Here is a 24,366-nt window from a genome sequence, read left to right as displayed (position 1 = left end):
AAAAGAGGGGATTTTCCCTCTTTTTTTATAAAGTAAGGAGAATGGGAGATGGATATATACTTATTAATCGTCACGTTACTTGCAATTGCGATTGTTATTTTAGGGGTATCATGGTGGAAATGGCATGCATTTATTAGTTTAATAGTTGCGAGTTTGTTTTTAGCTATCATGTCTGGACTGAACTTAACGAAAATAGTGACTGCCTATGAAACTGGTGTTGGTAGTGTACTAGGGCATTTAGTTGGTATTTTAGCTCTCGGAACAATTTTAGGGAAAATGATGTCCGATTCAGGGGCCGGCATGCAAGTGGCAGATTTCTTTATTCGATTTTTCGGTGTAAAGAAACTACCTTGGGCTATGTTATTTGCAGGATTTGTTATAGGGATTCCAGTGTTTTTTGAAGTGGGGATCGTCATTTTATTACCACTTGTTATTTCCATTCGAAAAACGACGAAGCAAAATATATTATTAATTGCGTTACCTGTCATTGCAGGATTATCTATTGTTCACGGGCTCGTGCCTCCGCATCCAGGGGCGATGACAGCAATCGGTATTTATAACGCGAACTTAGGAAAGGTACTTTTATATTCATTAATTATCGCGTTACCAACAGCCATTATCGCAGGACCGATATTTGCAAAGTGGGTACATAAAAGGGTGATACCTGAAAATGAACCAGAGCTTATTCGGGTTACGACTGTCTCAACTGATTTGCCAAGTCGTAAAGTTTCATTCTTTATTATTTTACTACCAGTTGTATTGATGATTTTATCAGTAGTTGCACCATATATTTCATTACCGAAAAAAATGACTGAATTTTTCGTGTTTATAGGAAGTCCAGTAATCGCCTTACTTATTTCATGTTTCGCAGCATTTTATTTACTTGGTATCAAACAAGGTATTAATAAAAAGATGATTAAAAAATTAACAGATGAAAGTTTATTGCCTGTCGGTTCTATTATTTTAATAATTGGTGCAGGCGGTGGATTTAAACAAATATTAATTGAAAGCGGCGTTGGAACAGCTATTGCACAAATGGCAGAACATATTTCGTTATCACCAATCGTATTAGCTTTCATGGTAGCTGGTTTAATTCGAATTGCAACAGGTTCAGCTACAGTAGCATTAACGACAGCAGCAGGGATTGTTTCACCAGTTATTCAGCACATGTCTGGTGTGAATTTAGAGCTTCTCGTTATTGCAACCGGTGCAGGTTCATTAATGTTTTCTCACGTAAATGATGCAGGGTTCTGGCTTGTAAAAGAGTATTTAGGTTTGACGGTGAAGGAAACGTTTAAAACGTGGACGGTACTCGAGACATTGTTATCATTTATTGCATTTGGTTTTGCTCTTTTGTTGAATATGTTTCTTTAGGAGAGGAGATCAGATTTAAACGAATAAAACCTACAGAGGAAATGTAATTTCTCTGTAGGTTTTATTCGTTTTTTGTGCTTTCTATTACTTAATAGAACGGACATACTGATCTTCTCCATCGTCTTTGACAAAGACTCCTAGCTCATTCAAATCTTTACGTAAATGCTTCTTTTTTTTCGAGTTTCCTTCTCGAAGGGCATTTCGTCTTTCATACAAAATAGTATTTATGCTTTTATTAAATCGCTCATCCTCTAATTTCCATAAGCTATACTCATGTTTATAAGGATCTTGTTCCACCCAGGGGAAGCCTTGCATTAAGAAAGTATCTTTAATTTTGCTTGGGGTAATGTCAGATGTTTCACGTAACCATTCTCGGTCTTCTTGATCAATGATAACCACTTGACGCTTATCTACAAAAACGGCTTTTACATTTAATCTGGTGATTTGTTTCTTTTGATCGTCCTTATTCACGTGAATGCTTTCCGAAGTAATGTTCATTTTTAAAGCTTCACTATAAATAATTAAAGAAAATAAAATTCCTGCAATAACACCAATTAGCATGAGGATAATAGGAAGCCAGAAGGGATTAATAAAATTTAAAAGTTCTATAATTTTTGAATCAGAAAAGAGAGGAATCTTTTTTATAATCTCTATTAATTTAGGTGAAAAATATCCAATAACGCCTAAAAGGATTGGACTTACTATAGCAAGTAATTTTTCTAAAAAACCTAATCCAATGACAGATGCCTTTTTCATGTGTAGTTCATCCTTTCATATATATTTTTTTAATCAAGGCATGTTTTAAACAGTGAGTTTCTTCACCATTTTTATGAGCTCATCTGAGTAATTTTCTATGGATATAGATGAATTTGCCTTCAGCATTCTTTCTTCGATTGCTCCTAAAATAAATGAAGCTAATGTGTCGGTTTGGAAAGAATCGGAAAACACGCCATTTTGTTGACCAGTCTTCAAAATATCTAATAACATCGTTCTAAGAGCATCCTCCTCTTCGTCGTCTTCGATTCTGTAATAAGGAACGTTCTCTTCATTTCTTGCATTAAAGACAATCTCAATTAAGGCAATATTATTTTTGTAATGAGTTTCTTGATAAGCCAAATGCGCTTCAATAAAAGCCTCTAGTTTATTTATTTCAGATTGAGCTAATAGCACTCGATTACTAATAAATTCATGTTGCTTGGCAACTAAAAATTGTAATGTGCGATTCATAAGGTAAAGCTTATCATTAAAATGATAAGAAATAAGTCCGGTACTAATCTTAGCCTTTTTTGCTACCTTCGTTAAGCTTAAGTTGTTATATCCAACCTCTTCTAATGTATCAATACATGCAAGAATAATTTGTTCACGCCTAGCCTCTGCAATAAAAGAATCAGTCACGCTATTCAACTCCTAATTTATATGATTTGAATGTATAATCAAAAAATTGATTGGTCGTTCAATTAAATATTAGTAAGAAATTAAGAGTATGTCAAATGTTTTATGCTTACATCTGGATAAGGCTCATTCGCTTTTTAATAAAGCCCAATTCCTAAAACAAGCCCGTTTTTAGGTAAGCCAAGCTTCTTATTCGCCCTGAAAACATAATATAAATGGAATCCCCTCATTTAGAGCAAGGTGAACTTGTTATGAATGATACTAAAGGAGGAATAGGGTAATGAGCGAAAAGTGTGAACACAGACATGATGATTGTAACCGCAGACATGGTTGCGGAGGCGGTTTTGCGCTTCTAATCGTATTGTTTATTTTATTAATTATCATCGGTGCTAGCTGCTTCGGCGGAGGCGGCGGTTGTGGTTATGGTGGTTACGGCGGTTATGCTGGCGGCTACGGCGGATATTGCTGCTAATTATTAAAAACTATTGAAAATAGCCTTGTGCATATTGCACAAGGCTATTTTATTCATATTTTTATATGCTGTGATAATTTATTAATGTAAAGAGAACGGATTAAGAAGAAGAAAATGATCTCGATAATCCCGAAAAAGGTGAGTACGATACATGTCTCTTTTAATAAGGAGAAAGAAAACATGCTTTGTAAAAACTTAACTGCAAATAATGTGTGAACACCAGCAACGACATAAGGAACGAAAAATAAAATTCCTAATTGAATCGTTGCAGAGCGAAACATTTCTGATTCAGTTAAGCCAAGCTTTGTAATCGTAATATACTTTTGTCTTTCAGTTGTTAAGTCATTATACATACGGAAATATAAAACACTAGCTGCTCCGATAAAGAAAATAAAGCCGAGAAATGCCCAAATAAAGAATTGAGCGACTGCATTTCCTTTACTATGAACGAGTTCATCCGTAGCTGTATAAATATAAAATGGTTTAATGAAATCTTCTTCATTTTTATGTGCTTCATACAAGGTTTCTGCATCATGATTTAAGCTTTTTAATATATTTTTTGTTGGGACAATTGCATTTTCCCAATTTTCCACGAAGTAGTTATAGACTGTAATTGTTTCAATATGAGGAATCATATTTTCAATTACTTCATCTTGCATCACAATTAAGTGAGGTAATGCAAAGGGAGGCTCAATTCCTCTATTAATAAAACCTTTAATTTGAAATTCCTTTTTATTAGAGCCAAGTGTAATCGTGTTCTGCTTCGCAAATGGGTTAGACACGAGATTTAATAACACTGGTGAATAGCGAGAAATATTATAAACTTGTGAAGAATCGAGAGTGATTTTTGGTCTGTTTAATTGCTGTGCTATTGCGTTATAATCACTCATTTTCATAATGGCAATTGATTCTTTTGAAGCTGTATCTTTTAAAACGGTAAATTTATATTTGTCATATTGAAAATTAGCATTTGTAAGTTCAGTTTCAATCGTAGTAATATGCTTTTGTTCAAATGCATTAACACCTTCTGATGTATAGGTGAATGGTATTGGATATCGTTCTAGTATGGGTGCTTTCGTATTATTGTTTGCAGCAAATAACCCGATAATAATTGTAAATGCAAGTGCAGATAGCATAGAAACAATAAAGAGTACATTAATATTACTGCGTGTACGAGAAACTAAATCTGAAATCCATAACATATTTATTTGTTTTAAATAAAACTTTCTTCGTTTCTTTAAAATATAGATAAAGAGAAGAAATGTTTGTGAAAAAAATAAATACGTCCCAACTACTACAAGCGGTAAAATAGATAGCATAATTAAGAATACAGATCCATTTTGTGCATTTTTTTCCGTTATGTAGCCTTGCGGATAACCAGCAATATAATAGCATAGTCCTAAACAAGTTAAAGCAAATAGTGAAATCAGTATAGATGGTTTTTTTTCGCTCTTCTCTTTGTTAACGCCCTTAATAAGCTTCGTTGTTTTTCGAGTACGAATAAACATTGGTGTAAATGTAGAAACGATTAAAAATAAGATAATAAACGTTACGGTTGTAACGATAATCGCTTCTGTTGGCCAATATAAATAGAGACCTTTCGCGTTTGTTAATTTCGAAGTGACTAATAAGAAAAAGTTAGAAAATACAAGTCCACCTTGAATACCGATAAAGATAGACAATATCCCGATTATCATATTTTCAGTAAATAACAGTCTCTTTAATTGTCTCTGTGAGATACCGAGAATGGTGAGTATCCCGAATTGGTGCTTCCGTACATTTAAAAATGTTCCAATTGAATATAAGAGAAAGAAGAACGAGAACATAACAATCACAAGCTGTGCTGTACTAGCTAAGTTCATTAGAGGATCACGTTCTTGGAAACTTTGTACACTTTGTAACCGCGGGTGATACGCGTATACAGTAAATGAAAAGAAAACCATGATAGAAAACGCACTACTTATAAAGTAGGCGAAATATGCTTTCGAATTACGTGAGACATTTTTAAATGCGAATTGCCAAAATGTCATCCACGTCTTCCTCCTAATAATGCTAAAACATCTAATATTTCTTGATAAAATTTCTCACGGTACAATCCGCGGTGTAGTTCATTGTAAAGCTCTCCATCTTTAATGAAAATAACACGGTTACAATAACTTGCTGCAAACGGATCGTGCGTAACCATTAAAATCGTTGCATCTTCTTCTTTATTTAATTTCGTAAATAGCTCCATTACGTCAATTGCCGCTTTTGAATCTAAGTTTCCTGTCGGTTCATCGGCAAGTAGAAGTGAAGGATGATGAATGACAGCACGTGCTACTGCGGTACGCTGTGCTTGTCCCCCGGAAACTTCAAAAATACGCTTGTCCAAAATATGATCAATTCCAAGCTTTTTTGAAATGTTATCAAGCTTTTCATCCATTTCTTTTAATGGAACATTATCTAATGTTAAAGGTAGTACGATATTTTCACCGATTGTTAGTGTATCTAGTAGGTTAAAGTTTTGGAAAACAAATCCTAACTCTTGGCGGCGGAAAATAGCTAACTTCTCTCTACGAAATGTGTGCGGTTTTTTTCCGTTAATCACGACATCACCAGAAGTCGGAGAATCGATTGTAGAAATAACGTTTAAAAATGTAGATTTCCCGCTACCAGATGGTCCCATAATGGCAACGAATTCACCTTTATCCACGTGTAAATTTATATTTTTTAAAGCAGTATGAGGGACTTTTCCCTCATATACTTTTGAGACGTTTTTTATGTGTAATACTTCTTCCATAGTAATCACCTTTCTACTTTTTAAAACTTAATGTGTTGTGATAATTTTTGCATATAAAAGGAACGAATTAAAAGGAAAAATAAAATTTCAACTGTTCCAAAAATCAACAGTACGACTGTAATTTCAGCGAAGAACGAGAGATGTAATATTTCTTGTAGCATCTTTGTCGCAAACATCGTATGGATTGATGCCATAATGTAAGGCACGAAGAAAAGAATCGCAAGCTGAATTGTCGCTGAACGTTTCATTTCAGTCTCAGTTAAGCCAATTTTCGTAATCGTTATATATTTTTCTTGCTCATTTGTTAAATCTGTATACATTCGGAAGTAAAGAACACTACCAGCACCGATAAAGAAAATAACACCTAAGAAAGTACCAATTAAGAAGAATGAGGCAACATTTAGTTTTTTCTTATATAGAGAATCGCTCGCTTCACTTGCATGGAAAGGTGGGTGCTCTGCTTGAATTGCTACATTATCGTTATGGATTTTTGTTATAAACGATGAACCGATATTATGTGCTTTTTCCCAATCTGTAACTTTGAAGTTATATACACTCATTTGTTTGGAAACTGTGGATAAGGCTTCTACATTTTCATCAGATAGTATGAGTAATTGGTATATTAAGCTGTTTGGGAATGGGCTATAACTTTTATATTCTTTCACTTGTAGTTGTAAATTGTTTTGAGTAAGTGTAAGAGTATTTTTCTTTTCTTCATTGTGAAGTGTTCCAATAACTTGATCATCTAAGTCTTTCATAAGAATATAAGATTCATTCTTATTTACCGTGAGTTTTTCCAAATTTAATGCTTTAGCAAGTACATTATAGTCACTTTGTTTAATTGCGTAATAGAGCTGCGTGTTATCTTCAGCTGAAGATACCTCATATATATCCGTTTTAAATTTTGTATAAGTAAAGTGCCCTTCATTAAATTTCTGCTCTAACCAGTTTAAATGTTCATCAGCTAATGTATTTTCAGTATGCGATAAATACGTAAACGGGAAAGGGTTTTGTCTAATTGCATCAAACTTTGTAAATTTCCCAAAACCGTATAAGAATGTAATCATTGTAAAAGCGAGTGTTGATAGCATCGCTACAATAAAGAGCATGTTAATGTTTGTCCGAATGCGCGCTGCTAAATCCGAAATCCAAAGCATATTAATTCGTTTCATATAAAACGTTCTTCGCGTTTTTAAAATACGAATAAGTAAAAAACTAATTTGTGAAAAGAAAAAGTATGTTCCAGCTGCAATAAGCGATGGGATGACAAATATACTAGAGACGGCGTATAAAAGCCCAATGATGTCACCTAGCGACATAAAATACAACGGATTTGCGGCTAACGCATATCCACATATTAAACACGTCGCACCAAATAGAGAGATGAGCACGGATGCTTTTCTTTCTTTTTGTTGTGTTCCTTCTTTTAAAAGACGTACGGCTTTTCTCGTACGAATGAGCATCGGTGTAAAAGATGATACGAGAATGAAGAGCCCAAGAAAGATGATGATAGTTAAAACGATAGCACTTGTAGGCGGATATAAATATAAACCAGGTACGTGTGTAATTTTGGCGGTAACTAATAAAAAGAACTGTGAAAAGACAACTCCAAGTTGAATGCCAAAAAATATAGAAAGAGCACCAATTAACATATTTTCTATAAATATGAGTCGCTTTAATTGTTTTTGAGATATGCCAAGTACTGTTAAAATCCCGAACTGTTTTTTTCGTACTTTTAAAAAGGTCCCGATTGAATACAGTAAAAAGAAAAATGAAAAGAACACAATGACAACTTCTGAAATTGTCATTAATATGTTCAGAGAATAATTCACGTCTGTCATATGCAATTTAGGATGAAATAAATAAACTGCAAATGAGAAAAAGATTGCGATGGAGAACGCACTGCTTACAAAATAGGCGAAATAAGCTCTGGCGTTCCGCGTCACGTTTTTAAATGCAAACTGCCAAAATGTCATTCACCTGAACCTCCTGATAGGGTGAAGATGAGAAGAGCATAAGAAATACTCTTTTCATCAAGTTTGTTTTAAATATTTTGTCCACTCGTGTATTGTGATAATTTTTGCATATAAAGTGAACGAATGAATATGAAAAACACGATTTCAACGAATCCAAAAATAATAAGAACGGCTGAAACCTCTTTGAACAGAGATAAACCAATTACATCTTGTAGCATTTTTGTTGCAAACATTGTATGAATGGATGCCATAATGTACGGAATGAAAAATAAAATACTAAGTTGAATGGTTGCAGATCGTTTCATCTCTGTATCTGTTACACCGATTTTAGAAATCGTTATATATTTCTCTTGTTCGTTCGTCAAATCCGTATACATTCTAAAGTAAAGAACGCTACCAGCTCCAATGAAGAAAATAACTCCTAAAAAGGTCCCAATTAGGAAAAATGCAGCACTGCCTGATGTTATTTTGTATAACGATCCTGCTGATTCAAAGGAACGAATAAGAGGTCCTTCATACTGGGATTTATTTCGATCTTTTTGCACTTTTTCTATAAAATTATCAGCAATTTCATATGTCTGTTCCCAGTTTTGAATTTTGTAATTGTATGCTGATATATGCTTTACGGTGCTAGGTAAGTTATTTACGATAACATCAGGCAAAACTATCGTTTGATATGAAAAGCCAGATGGAATTGCATTCACATGCTCATAGCCTTTCACTCGTAATTTCGTATTTGTACTAGAGAGTGTAATGTAATCTCTTTTGTAGCTTTGCTCAAATTCGTTGAATATGGTGTTATAAGATGTCCCTGTTAGCACATATGCTTCGTTATCATCCATAAATAGTTGTTTCATTCGTAAAGAATCTGCAAGTTTGTTATAGTCACTTTGCTTAATTGCGTATACGTCATTATAAATAGCTATATCTTTATCTTCTTTTAGTGGTGTTTCATATATATCAGCTTTTATTTTTTGATAGGGGAAATGCTCTTTTTGTAATTGTTGCTCAAGCCAATTTAAATGCTCTGTAACAAAAGGGTTCGCATCATAAGAAAAATAAGAAATTGGAAAAGGAGAAGTTCTATTCACCTCTAGCTTAATAAATTTCCCGAATCCATATAGAAACGTAATCATTGTGAAAGCAATTGTAGATAGCATCGCTACAATAAACAGCATATTAATATTCGTTCGAATACGGCTCGCTAAATCCGAAATCCAAAGCATATTAATCCGTTTCATATAAAACTTCCTTCTTTTCTTTAAAATATAAATAAGTAAGAAACTAATTTGTGAAAAGAAGAAATATGTTCCAATTGTAACAAGCGTTGGGATAACGAAAATACTTGAAACCATATATATAACACCGATTTGCGGGCTTACTGATACGAAATATTTAGGATTTCCAGCTAACGCATAACCACCAAATAAACAAATCGCACCAAATAATGAAACAAGTATGGATGGTTTTCTTTCTTTTTGTTTTCCACCATTTGTTTTTAAAAGGTGTACTGCTTTTTTTGTACGAATAAGCATTGGTGTGAATGCAGATACAATGATAAAAAGACTAAGGAAAACAATGGTTGTTAAAATAAACGCGTTAGTAGGCCCGTATAAATATATTCCTGGAACATGGGTAAGTTTGGCTGTTACTAATAAGAAAAATTGAGAAAAAACAACTCCAAACTGCATGCCGAAAAAGATAGATAAAATCCCGATTAACATATTCTCCATAAAAATAAGACGATGTAATTGTTTTCTAGATATTCCTAAAATGGTCAAAATACCAAATTGTTTTTTTCTAACTTTTAAAAAAGTACCAATGGAATATAGTAAAAAGAAGAAAGAGAAAAATACAATTACTACTTCTGAAAATATCATTAATCCTGAAATTTCAGAGGTCATGTCAAAGTTTTGTAATTTCGGATGGAATAAGTAAACAGCAAACGAAAAGAACACAGCAATGGAAAAGGAGCTACTTACAAAGTAAGCAAAATAAGCTCTTGAGTTGCGCGTGACGTTTTTAAATGCAAATTGCCAAAATGTCATAGATTATACCTCCGGCTAGAAGATATAGAAGTAGTTGTATTGCAAAAAATGTATGAGAGTGAGTTCTCATACATTTTGCTTGCATATGTTACGATCATGCTTCGGTCACCTTCTCTGTATGTTCTGCTTGATTATTTGCAGCGTTGTGGAAGATGATTTTAATCGTCGTTCCTTTACCAACTTCAGAATCTAGTTTGACCGAGTGACCTAAATAATCACAAATTTTACTTACAATATAAAGTCCCATACCAGTAGATTCTCCGAACGCGCGACCGTTTTTCCCAGTGTAAAATGGTTCAAATACTCTTCGAATATCTTCTTGCGGAATACCAACACCTTCATCGCGAACTTCTAAAATAATATCTTTTCCGTTTCGGTAAGCAGATAAGAATACTTTCTTTCCGCGTTCCCCAGAGTAACGAACAGCATTTGTCATTAACTGATAGATGATAAATTTTAGCCATTTCGCATCAGAAGCAACTTTTAAATCAGAATGGACTTCTAAAACAGGGAAGACACCATTACGAATGAATAGTTCTTTTAATCCGTTAATATTTTTTGTTACCGTATCTTTTAATGAAATCGTCTCGACATGGAAATCTTCATGGAAGTTATTTAACCTAGCCATGTATAAAGCCATATCAAGCCCTTGGTTTAGACGCTCTAATTCTTTTTTAAACTTTGGAATTAAATGCTCGTCTTCCATTTCTAGCACCATAAGCTGCATAACAGAAACAGGTGTCTTCATTTGATGTACCCAATGGTTAATGAATAATTGATGTTCTTGTTGTTTTACTTCATACGATTGTAGTTCTTTTTGGAATAAACGGTACTGCGTACGTACGAGTTCATTGACACCGTGAGGCATCGGAGCAGTTGCTCTTTCAATAAACGCATCTTCCATTTTTTCTGGTTGCTCACTTAATCTATGGTACATTCTACGATTGCGAACGTAACGATAAGCGAGGAAACAAATAAATAAGTATAGGCTTAAAACGACGAAGTAAAATTTATTATTTTGAAATCCGTCTACTGCATCATAAAGAACGAAAATGATACCGAAGTTTAATACGTACAGTAGAAAAAATGCAAAATGATCACGTAAAAATAGCTTCATGCTTATTCACTCCAAGTTGCGTTAAAGCGATATCCAAGTCCACGTACTGTTTCAATAGAGTTCTCAATGCCAAGCTCATTAAACTTTTTACGAAGACGTGTAATGTTTACGTTTAATGTATTTTCCTCAACGAAACTTTCGTCATCCCAAAGCGCAGCTAATAAATCTTCACGGCTCGCTGTACGAGGGAATTTAGATAATAACATTTCTGCTAAAATTGCCTCTTTCTTCGTTAAAAGAACTTGTTCAGATCCAAAATGAATTTCTGGACGTTCAGGGAATAGTTTTAAACCTTCTACTTCAACGATACGTTCAGAAATATTTGGTGCATAATCACCGTAAATACGGCGTAATTGTCCTTTAATTTTTGCCATTACAACGTCGTAGTGGAATGGTTTTGTAATGTAATCATCCGCACCGCTTTCAATTGCCATAATTTGTTCCATCTCACCAGCACGCGCTGAAATGAAAATAATTGGACAAGTAGATTCATGACGAATTTGACGGCACCAGTAGAAACCATCGAATTTCGGTAAGTTTACATCAAGTAAAACAAGATGTGGTTTCACTGCGTTAAACGATTCCATAATATCATCGAAATTCTCCGCTACCACAGCCTCATAACCGTACTTCTGAATGTGAGATTGCAGTAATGATGAAATATTTGGATCGTCTTCAACGATTAAAATTTTATACATATGTATATTCCTCCTCAAAAAAACAATTGTAGCTATAGTGTATCATGTGTTTCAAGTCTTTTCATTATGTTGAAAGATAAGCTAGTAAACAGTATAGGTTAAAAGTGAGAAAAGTAAAAAGGGCGCTGGATGAAATTGACAAATAACGGTAATTGGTTTAATATTTAGATAAATATCTAAATGTCTAATTATTGAAAGGAAGAAAGACATTGAATCAAGCATTCAAAGCATTAGCAGATCCAACAAGGCGAAAAATTTTAGACTTATTAAAAGAAGGCGATCTAACCGCTGGTGAGATTGCTGAACATTTCAATATGACAAAACCAAGTATTTCACACCACTTAAATGCACTTAAAAATGCTGAACTTATTCAAGATGAAAAGAAAGGGCAATTCGTTATGTACTCTTTAAACACAACGGTCTTTCAAGATTTATTGACTTGGGTGTTTACATTTACGAATAAGGGGGAAGAGGGGAAATGAAAAAGCATCTTTTTGCAATCTTATTAATTGTTATAACTTGTTTAGCTTGGGCGTTTGCTTGGCCACATTTACCGGATACAATTGCAACGCATTGGAGCGGCGGTAAAGTAGATGGATATTCTTCTAAATTGTATGGAATGCTTTCTATGGTTGGAATTATGATTGTTTTATATATTTTTCTAAACGTGTTACCAAAGATTGATCCAAAGAAAGCGAACTACGAGAAGTTTTCTAAAGCTTTTATGATGATGAATAACGGGATACTACTGCTACTATTTGTAGGGAATATAGATATTATTACAAGTGGATTAGGATACAATTTATTCATTAATCGCGTGCCGGAATTATTAGTGGGTATTTTATTTATAGTCATCGGAAACTATTTACCACAATGTAAACCAAACTACTTTGTAGGTATAAAAACACCGTGGACATTAAGTAACGAAGAAGTGTGGAGAAAAACGCACCGTTTTAGCGGAAAGGTGTTTGTTGCATTGGGGATCATTATGATTTTAAGTGTTTTTGCACCAGTAACGTGGAAATCTTTCGTAATGGTTGGAATTATTATTGGTGCAGTAGGATTAACGATGGGATATTCATATATTGCTTATAAAAAAGAAATAGGGGCCTAATAAAAAATTATGGGGGAGAGAGGATGAAAAGACACGTATTACCATGGAGTTTAATTATTGGCATTGCAATTGGATGGTATATTGTATGGCCATATTTACCAGAACAAATTCCACGCCATTATAATGCAGCAGGAGTAGTAGATGGATATTTTTCTAAAATAGAAGCAAGTTCATTCTCGATAGGTAGTATGGTAGTGCTCTATATGATATGGCTAGTTTTTGGATTCATAAAAGATAAGTCTACACAGCAATCCAAAGTTCTTTCAGCGATTAATTATGCCATTCTCTTTATCGGATTTGGATGTAACATATTTGCACTATTAGCAGCGTCTAATTATATTGCATCGGGCTCAATTGCATTTAATTTTGGACTTGGAACATTGTTTCTTGTACTAGGTAATTGCATGCAACAAACGAAGCCGAACGGGTTAGTAGGCATCCGAATGGACTGGACATTAGAAAATCCTGTAGTTTGGAGAAAAACACATAGATTTGCTTCGAGGGTATTTGTAATAGGTTCACTTTGTATATATGCCGGGGCTTTGCTTCCAGATCCATTTAATATTTTTATGGGGATTGGAATCATATTAATATGTATTATCGTATCAACAATAAAGTCATATAGTATTTATAAAGAAGAGTTGAAAATGTAAATAAAGCTGCTTTTCCTTTTAGGGAAGAGCAGCTTTGTTTTTTTAATCACTTCTTCAAAACCGGTATCCAAATTTCACTTTTAAAGTTTGGAGAAGATATATCTTTCTGTTCATTCCACAATATTTCCGGTCCTTCCGCTAGTTCATAGTTCGAAGAAGGGAACCATTCAGAATAAATACGCCCCCACACATTTTGTAATGCATCAGGAAATAGACCGACAGCTTCAAATATAGCCCATGTTGAAGCTGCGACTTCAAGTTGCGCGAATTGCTCTGGACAATCCTTTGTTGTGGCTACTCCAATATAGTGATCAAGTTCTCCTTTTTCCTCCATTCTTCCTTCAGAAAAATTAGTAGAAGCACTAATAATTCCAGTAGGTTCAATGTTCGAAAGGGACTTTAATGTTTGAATAGACTCTGGGTTTAAACTTTTCCACATAGAAGCAATTTCTTCATTTACACCGTTAAAAACGATTGGTACTCGTTTTGTAATACCTATAATTCGAAATGGCTCTTTTTCTTCAATTCGATAGTTCATTTCATTTCCTCCTTGAATGGATAATTGGAAGGTCATTGGTGAATAAGCCTTCAAAGAATGGCTACTATTTCGGGCCTCTGAAGGTGTTATACCGTGCAAGTTTTGAAATGCACGAGCGAATGAATCTGGTGAGTTGTATCCATATTTTATAGCGATATCAATGACTTTTACATTGCTGTTTTTTAGTTCAAAGGCAGCGAGAGTAAGACGTCTACAGCGAATATATTCTGATAGTGATATGCCAGCTAAAAAAGAAAACATTCTCTTGAAATGATATTCGGAGCAGTAAGCTATTTTTGCGACTTCTTTAAAATCAATTTCATGTGTAAGGTTGTTTTCGATATACTGCATTGCAGCATTCATATTTTTAAGTGAATCCATATTATGACCTCCTCTGTACATAGAATAGCAGGAACGAAATAGCTCCATCCGACATTTCGTGCACAACTTTGTAGGTGCATTTTTTACCTTACAAAATTGTAATGTTCCTGTAAGGAGAATGAATGGATGGTATGATATCCCAATGTTATAGTAACAAAGTACTTTAATTCATTACGTTAACTTTTTGATTTCTTTACTTATGTGCCTTACATAACTGTCATGTTTGTGTAAGAAACATCGATAGTGGCAAGAGTAGAGAGTGTATATAGTTGAAAATAGAGAATAGAAGAAATGAGGGATGTCGAGATGAAAACAGTATTAGAAGCAAAAAATATTGAAAAAGTATATGACACGGGTGGTAATAAATTTGCAGCGTTAAAAGGTATTAACTTACAAGTAAAAGAAGGTGAGTTCGTTGGAATTATGGGACCTTCTGGTTCTGGTAAGACGACTTTACTAAATGTTCTTTCTACAATTGATAATGCGACGAACGGTGAAATTTTAATTGATGGAAAAGATATTGTGAAAATGAATGATGATAAGTTAGCGTTATTCCGCCGCGATCATTTAGGCTTCATTTTCCAAGATTATAACTTATTAGATACGTTAACAGTGAAAGAGAATATTGCTTTACCACTTGCGTTATCAAAGGTGAAAGCGAGTGAGATTGATCGCCGCGTTCTTGAAATCTCAAAGAAATTTGGTATTGATCATATTTTAAGTCAGTTCCCATATCAAGTATCTGGTGGACAGAAGCAGCGCTGCGCAGCATCACGTGCAATCGTTACGAATCCAAGTATGATTTTCGGAGACGAGCCAACTGGAGCGCTTGATTCTAAATCTGCAACAGATTTACTTGAAAGTATGAAGTCATTAAATGAATATGATAACTCAACAATTTTAATGGTAACGCATGATGCATTTGCAGCAAGTTATTGTAAACGAGTTATTTTCATTAAAGATGGTGAACTATATAAAGAATTGCACCGTGGTGAATCAACGCGTAAACAGTTCTTCCAAAAAATTGTTGACGTAATGTCTTCTATTTCTGGAGGTATGGCTGATGACCTTATCTAGCATTGCCCTCCGCAACATACAGCGGAACTTTAAAGACTACTTTGTATATTTCGCATCTATGATTTTTAGTATCGTTATTTATTTTACATTTAAAGCACTGCAATATAATTCACAAATGGAAAAAGCAGCAGAAGCTTCTAAAAAGATTAGCGGAGCGTTCCAAGTTTCCAGTGTGATGCTTATCATTTTCGTAGCAGTGTTCATTATATATTCGAACGGATTCTTTACACGTAAACGTAAAAAAGAAGTTGGTTTATATTCGTTATTAGGTATTCGTAAAAGACAAATTGGTAAAATGCTCTTTTATGAAAATATGTTAATGGGATTAATGTCATTAGTAATCGGGATTGCGATTGGTAGTGTCCTTTCGAAATTATTCCTTGAGTTATTAGTAAATATGATGGGATTAAATTTAAATGTTCATTTTGAAGTACCGATGGCTGCTATTATTGATACAGCAATTATTTTCTTTGTGATTATTTTATATACATCACTTCAAGGATATCGTTTAATTTATCGCTTTAAGTTAATTGAACTTTTCCGCGCAGAACGTGAAGGAGAAACAATGCCAAAAGGGTCTGTCATTATGGCATTAATTTCAGTTGTCTTAATCGGTTCAGGTTATTTTTTAGCGCTAATGTACATGAAAGCAGTTATGTATGCAGACTTTATGGTCGTTGCATTATATATTTTATTAGCGACAGTAGCAGGGACTTATTTACTGTTCATGTTCTTCACAGTATTTGTATTGAAACGTGCAAGAAATAATAAGTCAGCATTTTATAATGGTATGAATATGGTAACGACATCGCAGTTACTATATCGTATTAAAGGAAATGCGAAATCATTGGCGACAATCGCTATTTTAAGTGCAGTTACATTAACAGCGGTTGGTACGTCAGTTACGATGTATTACAATACATTTACGCAATCAAAAGTTGCTGCGCCGTATAGTTATTCCTATGAGAAAAAAGATGCAGCATTAGATAAAAAAGTAAATGAAATACTTGCTGGAGAGAAGAATAATCACCCAGTCACATATGAATCAGAAGTTGAAATGATTCCTGTGAAAGGAACATTTAAAGGTGAAAGAGCTGATCAAGTTCTGAACACACACTATAATGTTACGAATCAGTACCAGCTTATTTCTCAATCAAGCTTTAATAAACATGTGAAACACTTAGATGTAGAACCTGTAAATTTGAGTGCGAATGAAGCTTTCGTATATGATAGCTTATATATTGAGAAACTTGATTTTGGTCCTCTTTATACAGGAAATACAGCTGTATTCCCTGTTGGAAATGAGTCAAAAGAATTAAAAATTAAAGGTGTAAATAATAGAAGCCTTACAAATTTAAATGAACTATTTGTAATCGTTCCTGATAAAACATATGAGCAAGTGAAACAAGTAAACGAAACGCGTACTGTAAAAAATATTGATGTAAAAGGTGAGCGAAATAGTAAAGAGTTAACAGCAAAATTAGCAAGCATTATGCCAGCTGGAGAATCAGAAGTTTTAAAACCATTTAACGATTTCTATACAGGATTCCAAATGGGGCTTGAAACGACAGGCTTAATGATGTTTATTGGGTTATTCTTAGGATTAGTATTCCTATTAGCAACAGGCTCAATCATTTACTTTAAACAATTAACAGAAGCAAGTGCTGACCGTGATCGTTACATTGTCCTTCATAAAGTTGGTGTAACGAAGCAAGAAATGAAGAAAGCTATCGCAAAACAAGTAAGCTTTATCTTCGCTATTCCGTTAGTAATCGGTATTTTACACAGTTTATTTGCACTAAAAGGTTTATCAAATATATTACCATTTGAAATTATGATTCCTCTTCTCATTAGTATTGGAGTATACGGTGTCATCTATATTGGATATTACTTCTTAACGGTTCGTTCTTATTATAAGATCGTGAGTGCGAAGTAATAAGGGGCAGCTATCGCTACACGCGATAGCTGTTTTTTTTATTCTTCATAAAATCTTAAGAAACTTCCTCAATTTTTATTAAGAAACGATAGTTATACTTAGACACAAGTTAAAAACTATCGAACGAATGAGGAGAGGTTTACATGCAGCTCATTACATTTTTACATGAATTTATAAAGCATCCAAAACATACTGGTGCAATTGCGCCAAGTTCAAAAATATTAGCAAAGAAAATGGTCGATGTAATTGATTTTAATAAAGCGAAATGTATTGTAGAGTTAGGGCCTGGCACAGGGGTTTTTACGAAAGAGATTATGAAGAGAAAAAAGAAGGAAACGATATTTCTTCTTATTGAAATTAATGAAGTATTTTTCAAAGAATTAAAAAGAAAGTTTAAAGATGAGCAGAATGTCATTGTTGTACACGGTTCAGCTGAAAATATAAAGAAGTATATGGAGGAGCTCAATATAGAATGCATTGATTACGTTTTATCAGGGTTGCCTTTCACTTCTTTACCAGAAGAAGTTTCAAAGCGCATTTTAAATAATGCGATGGAAGCGATACATGAGAATGGTGAGTTCATTACATTTCAATATTCACTTGTGAAAAAAGGGTTTATACAGCATTTCTTCCCTGAAATTACACTAGAAAAAGTATGGCTCAATTTCCCGCCAGCCTACGTCTTTAGTTGCAAAAAAGAACTAAGGAGAGCATATGCATAATGGAATTACATGAATTATTATCTTATATTGAACAATACGGTTATTGGGCTTTATTTTTCTGTTTATGGTTAGGGATTATCGGTATGCCAATTCCAGATGAAATGATTGTTATGAGTGGTGGTTTCGTATCTTCAGTAGGTATATTAAGTGTTGTTCCTTCATTCGTATTAACATATTTAGGTGTTGTATCAGGGCTTTCTTTAGGATATATATTAGGGAAGTTTTTTGGAACGAAGGTACTCCATAAATTAATGAAAAAGAAAAAAGCGAAGTATTTGATGAAATCACAAGAAATGGTTGATAAATACGGACAGTACGCGTTAGTTACAAGCTATTTCATACCAGTTGTAAGACATATCGTACCGTATTTAGTTGGGATGAATAACATGTCATTTCGGATATATGCTTTGTATTCCTATACGACAGGATTTGTTTGGACACTCGTTTATTTTGTGCTCGGTTCTTTATTTGGACAACATATTGAAAGGATTGTAGCAGCTGCGATAGAGTATGGTTTGTATTTTGGCGGGAGTATTGCATTGATTGTGAGTGTGTTTTATTTTTACAGACAAAAAAGAAATACAGTGATGAGTAAATAAAGGAGGCGGCAGCCTCCTTTTATTATTAATATGGCTTTATTTATCGAAGTGCTGATGCAAAGCCCTGTGACATTAAGAAAAAGTTAAGAAACCGCACGAGTTTTTATTAAGAAATGCTCTCTATACTTAGAAAGGTCTTATAGAAAAACATAATGAAAGGCGGAATATAGATGAAAAGATTTATTTTAGGATCATTACTTGTCATCATAGCAGGAGCGGCATATTTGTTAAATGGGAGTGCTACAGTAGATTCCATGAATCCGTTTCTTAAATTAGAATATCGTTATGCGGTAATTGAGAACGATGGAAAAGATTTAGGTGGAAATAAAGGCCGTGCATACACAGTGAACACATATGATAAGGATGGAAACGAAAAAGAGATAACAATTGATGGAGTGGATACATTGCAAAAAGGTTCCTACTGCCATGTAATTACGAGAGGAAAGTCTGTGCACGATAAGGTACAAATAGAAGAAGAAATAATTCCTGATGGCGCGAAGGTGAAGTTAGGATTGTAAGTATAAACCCGGTTCTAGATGAGAGAATCGGGTTTGTTATTTTATGGTAAAATGATAAAGGGGGAGGGCGAGAGGTATGCTACTCATTGTTAGCCTTATATTAATTGGGATTATGTGCAGTATGAGAATAGTATCCTTACATATGATAGAGCGACAAATGAAAGAAGAGCGATATGTATATTGCCCAAAATGTGATGCGAAAATTAGAAAAGGGAATTCGGCTCCTTTTTGTTCGAAATGTAATTTAATATTTTAACTATATTAAATCCAAAATCAATTCTTATGATTTTGGATTTTTCTTTTTAAGAAAATATTAAGAAACCCCATTACTATTTGTTAAGAAAATGTATCTATACTGAATTCTGTTGCTTAAAGAGAACATCACGAATTATAACAGGAGGTACAAATAGATGAAAACAATGTTAGAAGCGAAAGGGATTTCGAAAATATATGATACAGGCGGGAATACGTTTGAAGCGTTGAAAGATATTCAACTGCAAGTGAAAGAAGGAGAGTTTGTCGGTATTATGGGACCGTCTGGTTCTGGTAAGACGACACTTTTGAATGTTCTTTCTACTATTGATACGGCTTCAAAAGGTGAGATTTTAATTGATGGAAAAGATATTGTGAAGATGAATGATGATGAATTGGCACTTTTTCGCCGTAATCATTTAGGATTTATTTTTCAAGATTATAACTTATTAGATACGTTAACAGTGCGAGAAAATATTGCATTGCCACTTGCTTTATCAAAGGTGAAGGCGAGAGAAGTAGAATCTCGCGTTGAGGAGATTGCAAAGAAGTTTGGGATAGATCATATTTTAAATCAGTATCCGTATGAAGCTTCAGGCGGACAAAAACAACGCTGCGCGGCATCAAGAGCGATTGTAACAAATCCAAGTATGATTTTTGGAGATGAGCCAACTGGTGCGCTTGATTCGAAGTCAGCGACGGATTTATTAGAAAGTATGAAGACATTAAATGAAAAAGATCTTGTAACGATTTTAATGGTAACGCATGATGCGTTTGCGGCAAGTTATTGTAAACGAGTTGTATTTATTAAAGATGGAAAGTTATATAAAGAATTACATCGCAAAGAGATGACAAGAAAACAGTTCTTCCAACAAATTATTGATATGATGTCTTCAATCTCTGGGGGTGCGGCAAATGAGCTTATCTAGCATCGCCCTTCGTAATATAAAACGAAATTTTAAAGATTATTTTATATACTTTGCTTCCATGATTTTTAGCATCGTCATTTATTTTACGTTTAAGGCGTTGCAATACAATTCACAAATAAGTGAAGCTGGAGATAACATTGGACGAGGATTCCAGCTTGCGAGCGTAATGCTCATTATTTTCGTTGCAATATTTATTATATATTCGAATGGTTTCTTTACACGAAAGCGTAAGAAAGAAATAGGTCTTTATTCTTTACTCGGTATTCGAAAAAAAGAAATAGGTAAAATGCTGTTTTATGAAAATATGTTAATGGGTTTATTATCATTAGTAATCGGAATTGTAATTGGTAGTTTACTTTCAAAAGGATTCCTAAAGCTACTTTTAAATATGTTAGAGCTACATGTAAATGTTCATTTTGAAGTACCAGTTGGAGCGGTTATAGATACAACAGTTATTTTTTGTCTCATCATTTTATACACATCGTTTAAAGGATACCACGTTATTTATCAATTTAAGTTAATCGAGCTATTCCGTGCAGATAACGAAGGCGAAGTCATGCCAAAAGGTTCGAAAATAATGGCTTTCATTTCTTTATTATTAATTGGATCAGGTTATTTCTTGTCAGTAACGGCTATTAAAAATGTGAGCGGTGATAACTTTATGCCCCTTGCACTTTACATTTTATTAGCGACAGTACTTGGAACGTATTTATTATTTATGTTCTTTACCGTTTTTGTATTAAAAAGAGTGCGAAATAAAAAATCCGCATTTTATAACGGAATGAAAATGGTTACGACGTCTCAGTTACTATACCGCATTAAAGGAAATGCAAAATCGTTAGCAACAATTGCCGTATTAAGCGCAGTAACGTTAACGGCGGTTGGAACTTCTGTAACGATGTATTACAACACATATATGCAGGCGAAGAAATATCATCCAGTTAGTTATTCTTATGAAAAGAAAGATATGGAATTAGATCGTAAAGTAAATGAGATTTTAAAAGAAGGACAGAATGAAGTCATTCATCAATATGAATTAGAGACGGTAAAAGTAGTAGGAGAATACGGTGATGGCACTTCATTACAATCAAGAACAACAGAACTTATCGCGCAATCATCATTTAATACAATCGCAAAATATTTAAATGAAGAAACTCTAGATTTAAAGAAGAACGAATTGTATGCATTTGATGGCATGTACAGTGAAGGTAAGAGAGATAGTGGCGTATATAAAAATCGAAAAGCTACATTCCCAATTGAAGAAGTAGCACCAGTACAAGTGAAAGATGTACAAGCAAAAAACATTACAAACTTATATGAACTTCTAGTTGTCGTTCCGGATGAAGTGTATGAGCAAGCAAAGAAGACAATTGGCTCTCATACTGTGAAAAATATTGATGTGAAAGACGAAAGAAATAGTAAAGTGTTAACGGAGAAATTAAAGAAAGTAATATCGGAAGAAGATGCAGAAGGAAGAGAGCAATTCAGTGACTTCTATACAATATTCCGCAGCGGTATTGAAACGTCAGGGTTAATGATGTTTAGTGGTATATTCTTAGGACTTGTATTTTTACTTGCAACAGGCTCTATTATTTATTTCAAACAATTAACAGAAGCACATGCAGATCGTGAACGTTACATCGTTCTTCGAAAACTCGGTGTCACGAAAAAAGAAATGAAAAAAGCCATTGCGAAGCAAATGAGATTTATCTTCTTTATTCCTTTAGTAGTTGGTATATTACACACTTTATTTGCGCTCAAAGGATTAGCGACAGTTATTCCGTATGAAATTGCAGTTCCGTTACTAATTAGCATCGGGGTGTATAGTGTTATTTATATTGGTTATTATTGCTTAACAGTTCGTTCTTATTTCAGGATTGTTAGTAAATGAAAATAAGGTATACAGTTTTTGAAAAAGCGAAAGAGAGCATAGTGAAAATTATGTTCTCTTTCGCTTTTTTTAGTTAAAATGAGGTGTGCATGAAAATGGTATTTAAATGGAGTGTTATTTCTTTCTATGGGAATGGGTTGGCTTGAAATTGATTAAGGCGTATTAACAAAGATGTTTCATCATGTTAGTGAAGTGGCTTGGAAGTTAAACCATAAAGTGCTACTGATGAACGATAAAGGAAAAACTGTATGGATGTTAACCTTTTTAGAGAAAGATATCCCATTATTATGAAGTCTTTCGCAGAGATGGATCGAGAAGTTTTGAGGGTTTTATTACCTGATGAAAGAGGGATTCTTCCTACGAGTCCAGAGTGTGATAAATGTTATAAGACTCAATTGGATGATATCGAGGAGAGTTGATAAAAAAGAGCTTGAAACTATTCAAGCTCTTTTTTTATCACTATTTATGTCCTAAAATATGCTCAATCTCATGCAAACTTAATTTACTTGCCTTAGCAATCGTTTCAAGTGGTATACCAAGATCATACATATTCTTAATCATTTGAAATTGCCCCTGTTGGACTCCCTCTTTTCGACCTTTTTCAATGCCCTGTTGAATGCCCTGTTGAATGCCCTGTTGAATGCCTTTTTCAATACCCTTTTCAAGCCCTTTTTTAATTCCTTGTTCCATTCCTCTTTTAATTCCTTCTGTCTCTGCATGGGCGAATTTTGCTGCTTCATCCATTAAAACTTTCTCCCTTGCGTCATAGGCTTGTCGGAAAGAAGAATCCTGACTCATACGTTCCCATTTATTTATTGCTTTTTGTAAAATAGGGTCTTGATTCATAGCAATATCCTCCAATAGTTTAGTTAAGTGCTCATCCTCATTTGCTGAAAGCAATAAAAGCCAACGAACAAATGGATCTTTCCACGGATTTACTTTTTCTTCATGCCATTGTTCAGTTAACTTTGGAATTTCTATAATGCGGATTTCTATGTCTTCACTCAGGATTTTTTTTTGTTGTGTATTCCATAATATGCTCGTTGTATGGAAGGCTGGGTGTTCCGAAAACATTACGAAGTTTAGTAAGTTTATGGTGATGGTTTTGTGAAGTGCACTGTAGGGCATCCCTTTTTGTAGTTGAGATGTGTATAGTCTTCCCCAATAATATAAACTGCGTTTAACCATATCGTGATTATTATTGAGTTGTATTTCTACATTGACTTTTGTTCCTGTGTCTAATGTCGCTGAAATGTCTAAAATAGATAACTTATCCTCTTCATATTCCCTGTGTAAATGTGGATCTTCTAGTTGTAGAGAAGCAATGGGCGACTCTAAAGACTCTTGTAACATAGCATTTAAAAATGCAATTAGAATATCTTCGCTACCATTCGTACCAAACAATTGTTTAAATGCAAAATCAATGCGTAAATTAACTAACTGTTGGTTGAACAAAGTTTGTCCTCTCCCTTATATGAAGGTGCTTCTTTCCTTCATTGTACATAAAAAGAACTAGAGTATGCAAACAAGCCATTCTTCTATTTTATTAGAGGTTGTTTAGAGATTCCTATCATTGATTACCACGAAAATTTCATATGGACTGTGTGGGTATCACTTAGTAAAGAAAGTTATGATGAAGTATTAGAAAAGTGGGATGAGAGAGGCCGAGAAAATAGTGATCCTTATTTTGGTTGGTTATCTGTAGAAATACCAGTTTATCCAGAAACATTAAATTTAAAAACAAATGTACATATAAGAGAAGTTGGAACGGCACCGTATGTTGAATTAGAGCCAACCGAGCATCCTTTAGCAATCGAACAAAGAAATGGAATTACTTTAGAGAGAGTTAAAGAAATACAAGAAATGATTCAAAGACATAGCTAGATTAGAAGAGAAAAAA

The 24,366-nt window shown here is 34.0% G+C and carries 23 protein-coding genes and 1 pseudogene; 14 read left to right on the top strand and 10 right to left on the bottom strand.

The window, feature by feature from the left end; genetic code table 11:
* Positions 1 to 48: 48 nt before the first annotated feature.
* Entirely contained in the window at positions 49 to 1,374 is a 1,326-nt protein-coding gene (gntP, locus tag ACTL4X_RS24420) for a gluconate permease GntP (RefSeq protein WP_086692017.1), read from the top strand.
* Between the two features lie 84 nt (positions 1,375 to 1,458).
* On the opposite strand, the gene ACTL4X_RS24415 is transcribed toward gntP, so the two are convergent.
* A complete protein-coding gene (locus ACTL4X_RS24415; protein ID WP_086692020.1) occupies positions 1,459 to 2,130 on the bottom strand; it encodes a YqeB family protein in 672 nt (223 codons plus the stop codon).
* Between the two features lie 45 nt (positions 2,131 to 2,175).
* The gene (locus ACTL4X_RS24410) at positions 2,176 to 2,769 is read right to left on the bottom strand and encodes a TetR/AcrR family transcriptional regulator (protein WP_000132248.1); all 594 of its coding nucleotides are present in this window, start codon (positions 2,767 to 2,769) and stop codon (positions 2,176 to 2,178) included.
* A gap of 277 nt (positions 2,770 to 3,046) precedes the next feature.
* Here ACTL4X_RS24410 and ACTL4X_RS24405 point away from each other — a divergent pair, with 277 nt between their 5' ends.
* A complete protein-coding gene (locus ACTL4X_RS24405) occupies positions 3,047 to 3,238 on the top strand; it encodes a YjcZ family sporulation protein (protein WP_001290392.1) in 192 nt (63 codons plus the stop codon).
* Between the two features lie 53 nt (positions 3,239 to 3,291).
* Here the strand turns inward: ACTL4X_RS24405 and ACTL4X_RS24400 are convergent, their stop codons facing one another.
* The 6 genes from ACTL4X_RS24400 to ACTL4X_RS24375 form a co-directional block, all read right to left on the bottom strand.
* Entirely contained in the window at positions 3,292 to 5,268 is a 1,977-nt protein-coding gene (locus tag ACTL4X_RS24400; RefSeq protein ID WP_151639753.1) for an FtsX-like permease family protein, read from the bottom strand.
* Positions 5,265 to 6,017, bottom strand: a complete 753-nt coding sequence (locus ACTL4X_RS24395) for an ABC transporter ATP-binding protein (RefSeq protein WP_000393250.1) — start codon at positions 6,015 to 6,017, stop codon at positions 5,265 to 5,267. Before ACTL4X_RS24395 ends, ACTL4X_RS24400 begins: the two co-directional genes overlap by 4 nt.
* A gap of 20 nt (positions 6,018 to 6,037) precedes the next feature.
* A complete protein-coding gene (locus ACTL4X_RS24390) occupies positions 6,038 to 7,993 on the bottom strand; it encodes an ABC transporter permease (protein WP_151639754.1) in 1,956 nt (651 codons plus the stop codon).
* A 68-nt stretch (positions 7,994 to 8,061) separates the two neighbouring features.
* Entirely contained in the window at positions 8,062 to 10,041 is a 1,980-nt protein-coding gene (locus tag ACTL4X_RS24385; RefSeq protein ID WP_000145051.1) for an ABC transporter permease, read from the bottom strand.
* A 94-nt stretch (positions 10,042 to 10,135) separates the two neighbouring features.
* Positions 10,136 to 11,158, bottom strand: a complete 1,023-nt coding sequence (locus ACTL4X_RS24380; RefSeq protein WP_000765341.1) for a sensor histidine kinase — start codon at positions 11,156 to 11,158, stop codon at positions 10,136 to 10,138.
* 2 nt (positions 11,159 to 11,160) lie between these two features.
* Entirely contained in the window at positions 11,161 to 11,856 is a 696-nt protein-coding gene (locus ACTL4X_RS24375; protein WP_000276738.1) for a response regulator transcription factor, read from the bottom strand.
* Between the two features lie 209 nt (positions 11,857 to 12,065).
* On the opposite strand from ACTL4X_RS24375, the gene ACTL4X_RS24370 reads away from it, so the two are divergent.
* Genes ACTL4X_RS24370 through ACTL4X_RS24360 form a run of 3 tightly spaced genes read left to right on the top strand, consistent with a single transcriptional unit; the run spans position 12,066 to position 13,623 of the window.
* Positions 12,066 to 12,338, top strand: coding sequence for an autorepressor SdpR family transcription factor (locus ACTL4X_RS24370; RefSeq protein WP_001070523.1), 273 nt, complete (start codon positions 12,066 to 12,068; stop codon positions 12,336 to 12,338).
* Complete coding sequence (locus ACTL4X_RS24365) at positions 12,335 to 12,970, top strand: SdpI family protein (RefSeq protein WP_000716357.1); 636 nt, start codon at positions 12,335 to 12,337, stop codon at positions 12,968 to 12,970. Before ACTL4X_RS24370 ends, ACTL4X_RS24365 begins: the two co-directional genes overlap by 4 nt.
* 23 nt (positions 12,971 to 12,993) lie before the next feature.
* Positions 12,994 to 13,623 (top strand): SdpI family protein, encoded by a 630-nt coding sequence (locus ACTL4X_RS24360; protein WP_000820671.1) that lies wholly within the window; start codon positions 12,994 to 12,996, stop codon positions 13,621 to 13,623.
* A 46-nt stretch (positions 13,624 to 13,669) separates the two neighbouring features.
* Here ACTL4X_RS24360 and ACTL4X_RS24355 read toward each other — a convergent pair whose 3' ends face one another.
* On the bottom strand, positions 13,670 to 14,542 hold the full coding sequence (locus tag ACTL4X_RS24355) for an AraC family transcriptional regulator (protein WP_025686761.1): 873 nt from the start codon (positions 14,540 to 14,542) through the stop codon (positions 13,670 to 13,672).
* A 306-nt stretch (positions 14,543 to 14,848) separates the two neighbouring features.
* On the opposite strand from ACTL4X_RS24355, the gene ACTL4X_RS24350 reads away from it, so the two are divergent.
* From ACTL4X_RS24350 to ACTL4X_RS24315, 8 genes are all read left to right on the top strand, one after another.
* Positions 14,849 to 15,619: an ABC transporter ATP-binding protein gene (locus ACTL4X_RS24350; protein ID WP_000859655.1), complete on the top strand. Its 771-nt coding sequence runs from the start codon at positions 14,849 to 14,851 to the stop codon at positions 15,617 to 15,619.
* Positions 15,606 to 17,555 (top strand): ABC transporter permease, encoded by a 1,950-nt coding sequence (locus tag ACTL4X_RS24345; RefSeq protein ID WP_086395321.1) that lies wholly within the window; start codon positions 15,606 to 15,608, stop codon positions 17,553 to 17,555. Before ACTL4X_RS24350 ends, ACTL4X_RS24345 begins: the two co-directional genes overlap by 14 nt.
* 143 nt (positions 17,556 to 17,698) lie before the next feature.
* On the top strand, positions 17,699 to 18,277 hold the full coding sequence (locus tag ACTL4X_RS24340; RefSeq protein WP_001176064.1) for a class I SAM-dependent methyltransferase: 579 nt from the start codon (positions 17,699 to 17,701) through the stop codon (positions 18,275 to 18,277).
* Positions 18,277 to 18,876 carry a DedA family protein gene (locus ACTL4X_RS24335; RefSeq protein WP_086692028.1) on the top strand — a complete coding sequence of 200 codons (600 nt, stop codon included), beginning with the start codon at positions 18,277 to 18,279 and terminating at the stop codon, positions 18,874 to 18,876. Before ACTL4X_RS24340 ends, ACTL4X_RS24335 begins: the two co-directional genes overlap by 1 nt.
* A gap of 170 nt (positions 18,877 to 19,046) precedes the next feature.
* On the top strand, positions 19,047 to 19,394 hold the full coding sequence (locus tag ACTL4X_RS24330) for a YxeA family protein (RefSeq protein WP_086692031.1): 348 nt from the start codon (positions 19,047 to 19,049) through the stop codon (positions 19,392 to 19,394).
* Positions 19,395 to 19,470: 76 nt separating this feature from the next.
* The gene (locus ACTL4X_RS24325) at positions 19,471 to 19,650 is read left to right on the top strand and encodes a hypothetical protein (protein ID WP_033696556.1); all 180 of its coding nucleotides are present in this window, start codon (positions 19,471 to 19,473) and stop codon (positions 19,648 to 19,650) included.
* 154 nt (positions 19,651 to 19,804) lie between these two features.
* A complete protein-coding gene (locus ACTL4X_RS24320; RefSeq protein ID WP_000855633.1) occupies positions 19,805 to 20,575 on the top strand; it encodes an ABC transporter ATP-binding protein in 771 nt (256 codons plus the stop codon).
* Positions 20,562 to 22,466, top strand: coding sequence for an ABC transporter permease (locus ACTL4X_RS24315; protein ID WP_033696554.1), 1,905 nt, complete (start codon positions 20,562 to 20,564; stop codon positions 22,464 to 22,466). The genes ACTL4X_RS24320 and ACTL4X_RS24315 overlap by 14 nt, the downstream gene beginning before the upstream one ends.
* A 459-nt stretch (positions 22,467 to 22,925) precedes the next feature.
* Here the strand turns inward: ACTL4X_RS24315 and ACTL4X_RS24310 are convergent, their stop codons facing one another.
* Positions 22,926 to 23,921, bottom strand: coding sequence for an Rpn family recombination-promoting nuclease/putative transposase (locus ACTL4X_RS24310; protein WP_240835087.1), 996 nt, complete (start codon positions 23,919 to 23,921; stop codon positions 22,926 to 22,928).
* Between the two features lie 84 nt (positions 23,922 to 24,005).
* On the opposite strand from ACTL4X_RS24310, the pseudogene ACTL4X_RS24305 reads away from it, so the two are divergent.
* Positions 24,006 to 24,350, top strand: a pseudogene (locus ACTL4X_RS24305) (DUF2199 domain-containing protein); the annotation flags it as partial.
* Positions 24,351 to 24,366 lie beyond the last annotated feature (16 nt).

It is taken from the genome of Bacillus sp. RE35 (assembly GCF_052146655.1).
Classification (GTDB): Bacteria; Bacillota; Bacilli; order Bacillales; family Bacillaceae_G; genus Bacillus_A; species Bacillus_A cereus.
The sequence above is the reverse complement of the archived record's forward strand: the minus strand, read 5'-3'. Positions and strand labels throughout refer to the sequence as shown.

What these genes read in the sequence shown, in the direction of transcription:
- ACTL4X_RS24320 (WP_000855633.1), top strand. Translation starts at nt 19,805, where the DNA reads ATGAAAACAATGTTAGAAGCGAAAGGGATTTCGAAAATATATGATACA.
- ACTL4X_RS24350 (WP_000859655.1), top strand. Translation starts at nt 14,849, where the DNA reads ATGAAAACAGTATTAGAAGCAAAAAATATTGAAAAAGTATATGACACG.
- ACTL4X_RS24325 (WP_033696556.1), top strand. Translation starts at nt 19,471, where the DNA reads ATGCTACTCATTGTTAGCCTTATATTAATTGGGATTATGTGCAGTATG.
- ACTL4X_RS24360 (WP_000820671.1), top strand. Translation starts at nt 12,994, where the DNA reads ATGAAAAGACACGTATTACCATGGAGTTTAATTATTGGCATTGCAATT.
- ACTL4X_RS24390 (WP_151639754.1), bottom strand. Translation starts at nt 7,993, where the DNA reads ATGACATTTTGGCAGTTTGCATTTAAAAACGTGACGCGGAACGCCAGA.
- ACTL4X_RS24355 (WP_025686761.1), bottom strand. Translation starts at nt 14,542, where the DNA reads ATGGATTCACTTAAAAATATGAATGCTGCAATGCAGTATATCGAAAAC.
- ACTL4X_RS24315 (WP_033696554.1), top strand. Translation starts at nt 20,562, where the DNA reads ATGAGCTTATCTAGCATCGCCCTTCGTAATATAAAACGAAATTTTAAA.
- ACTL4X_RS24375 (WP_000276738.1), bottom strand. Translation starts at nt 11,856, where the DNA reads ATGTATAAAATTTTAATCGTTGAAGACGATCCAAATATTTCATCATTA.
- ACTL4X_RS24385 (WP_000145051.1), bottom strand. Translation starts at nt 10,041, where the DNA reads ATGACATTTTGGCAATTTGCATTTAAAAACGTCACGCGCAACTCAAGA.
- ACTL4X_RS24400 (WP_151639753.1), bottom strand. Translation starts at nt 5,268, where the DNA reads ATGACATTTTGGCAATTCGCATTTAAAAATGTCTCACGTAATTCGAAA.
- ACTL4X_RS24335 (WP_086692028.1), top strand. Translation starts at nt 18,277, where the DNA reads ATGGAATTACATGAATTATTATCTTATATTGAACAATACGGTTATTGG.
- ACTL4X_RS24345 (WP_086395321.1), top strand. Translation starts at nt 15,606, where the DNA reads ATGACCTTATCTAGCATTGCCCTCCGCAACATACAGCGGAACTTTAAA.
- ACTL4X_RS24380 (WP_000765341.1), bottom strand. Translation starts at nt 11,158, where the DNA reads ATGAAGCTATTTTTACGTGATCATTTTGCATTTTTTCTACTGTACGTA.
- ACTL4X_RS24365 (WP_000716357.1), top strand. Translation starts at nt 12,335, where the DNA reads ATGAAAAAGCATCTTTTTGCAATCTTATTAATTGTTATAACTTGTTTA.
- ACTL4X_RS24340 (WP_001176064.1), top strand. Translation starts at nt 17,699, where the DNA reads ATGCAGCTCATTACATTTTTACATGAATTTATAAAGCATCCAAAACAT.
- ACTL4X_RS24415 (WP_086692020.1), bottom strand. Translation starts at nt 2,130, where the DNA reads ATGAAAAAGGCATCTGTCATTGGATTAGGTTTTTTAGAAAAATTACTT.
- gntP (WP_086692017.1), top strand. Translation starts at nt 49, where the DNA reads ATGGATATATACTTATTAATCGTCACGTTACTTGCAATTGCGATTGTT.
- ACTL4X_RS24395 (WP_000393250.1), bottom strand. Translation starts at nt 6,017, where the DNA reads ATGGAAGAAGTATTACACATAAAAAACGTCTCAAAAGTATATGAGGGA.
- ACTL4X_RS24330 (WP_086692031.1), top strand. Translation starts at nt 19,047, where the DNA reads ATGAAAAGATTTATTTTAGGATCATTACTTGTCATCATAGCAGGAGCG.
- ACTL4X_RS24405 (WP_001290392.1), top strand. Translation starts at nt 3,047, where the DNA reads ATGAGCGAAAAGTGTGAACACAGACATGATGATTGTAACCGCAGACAT.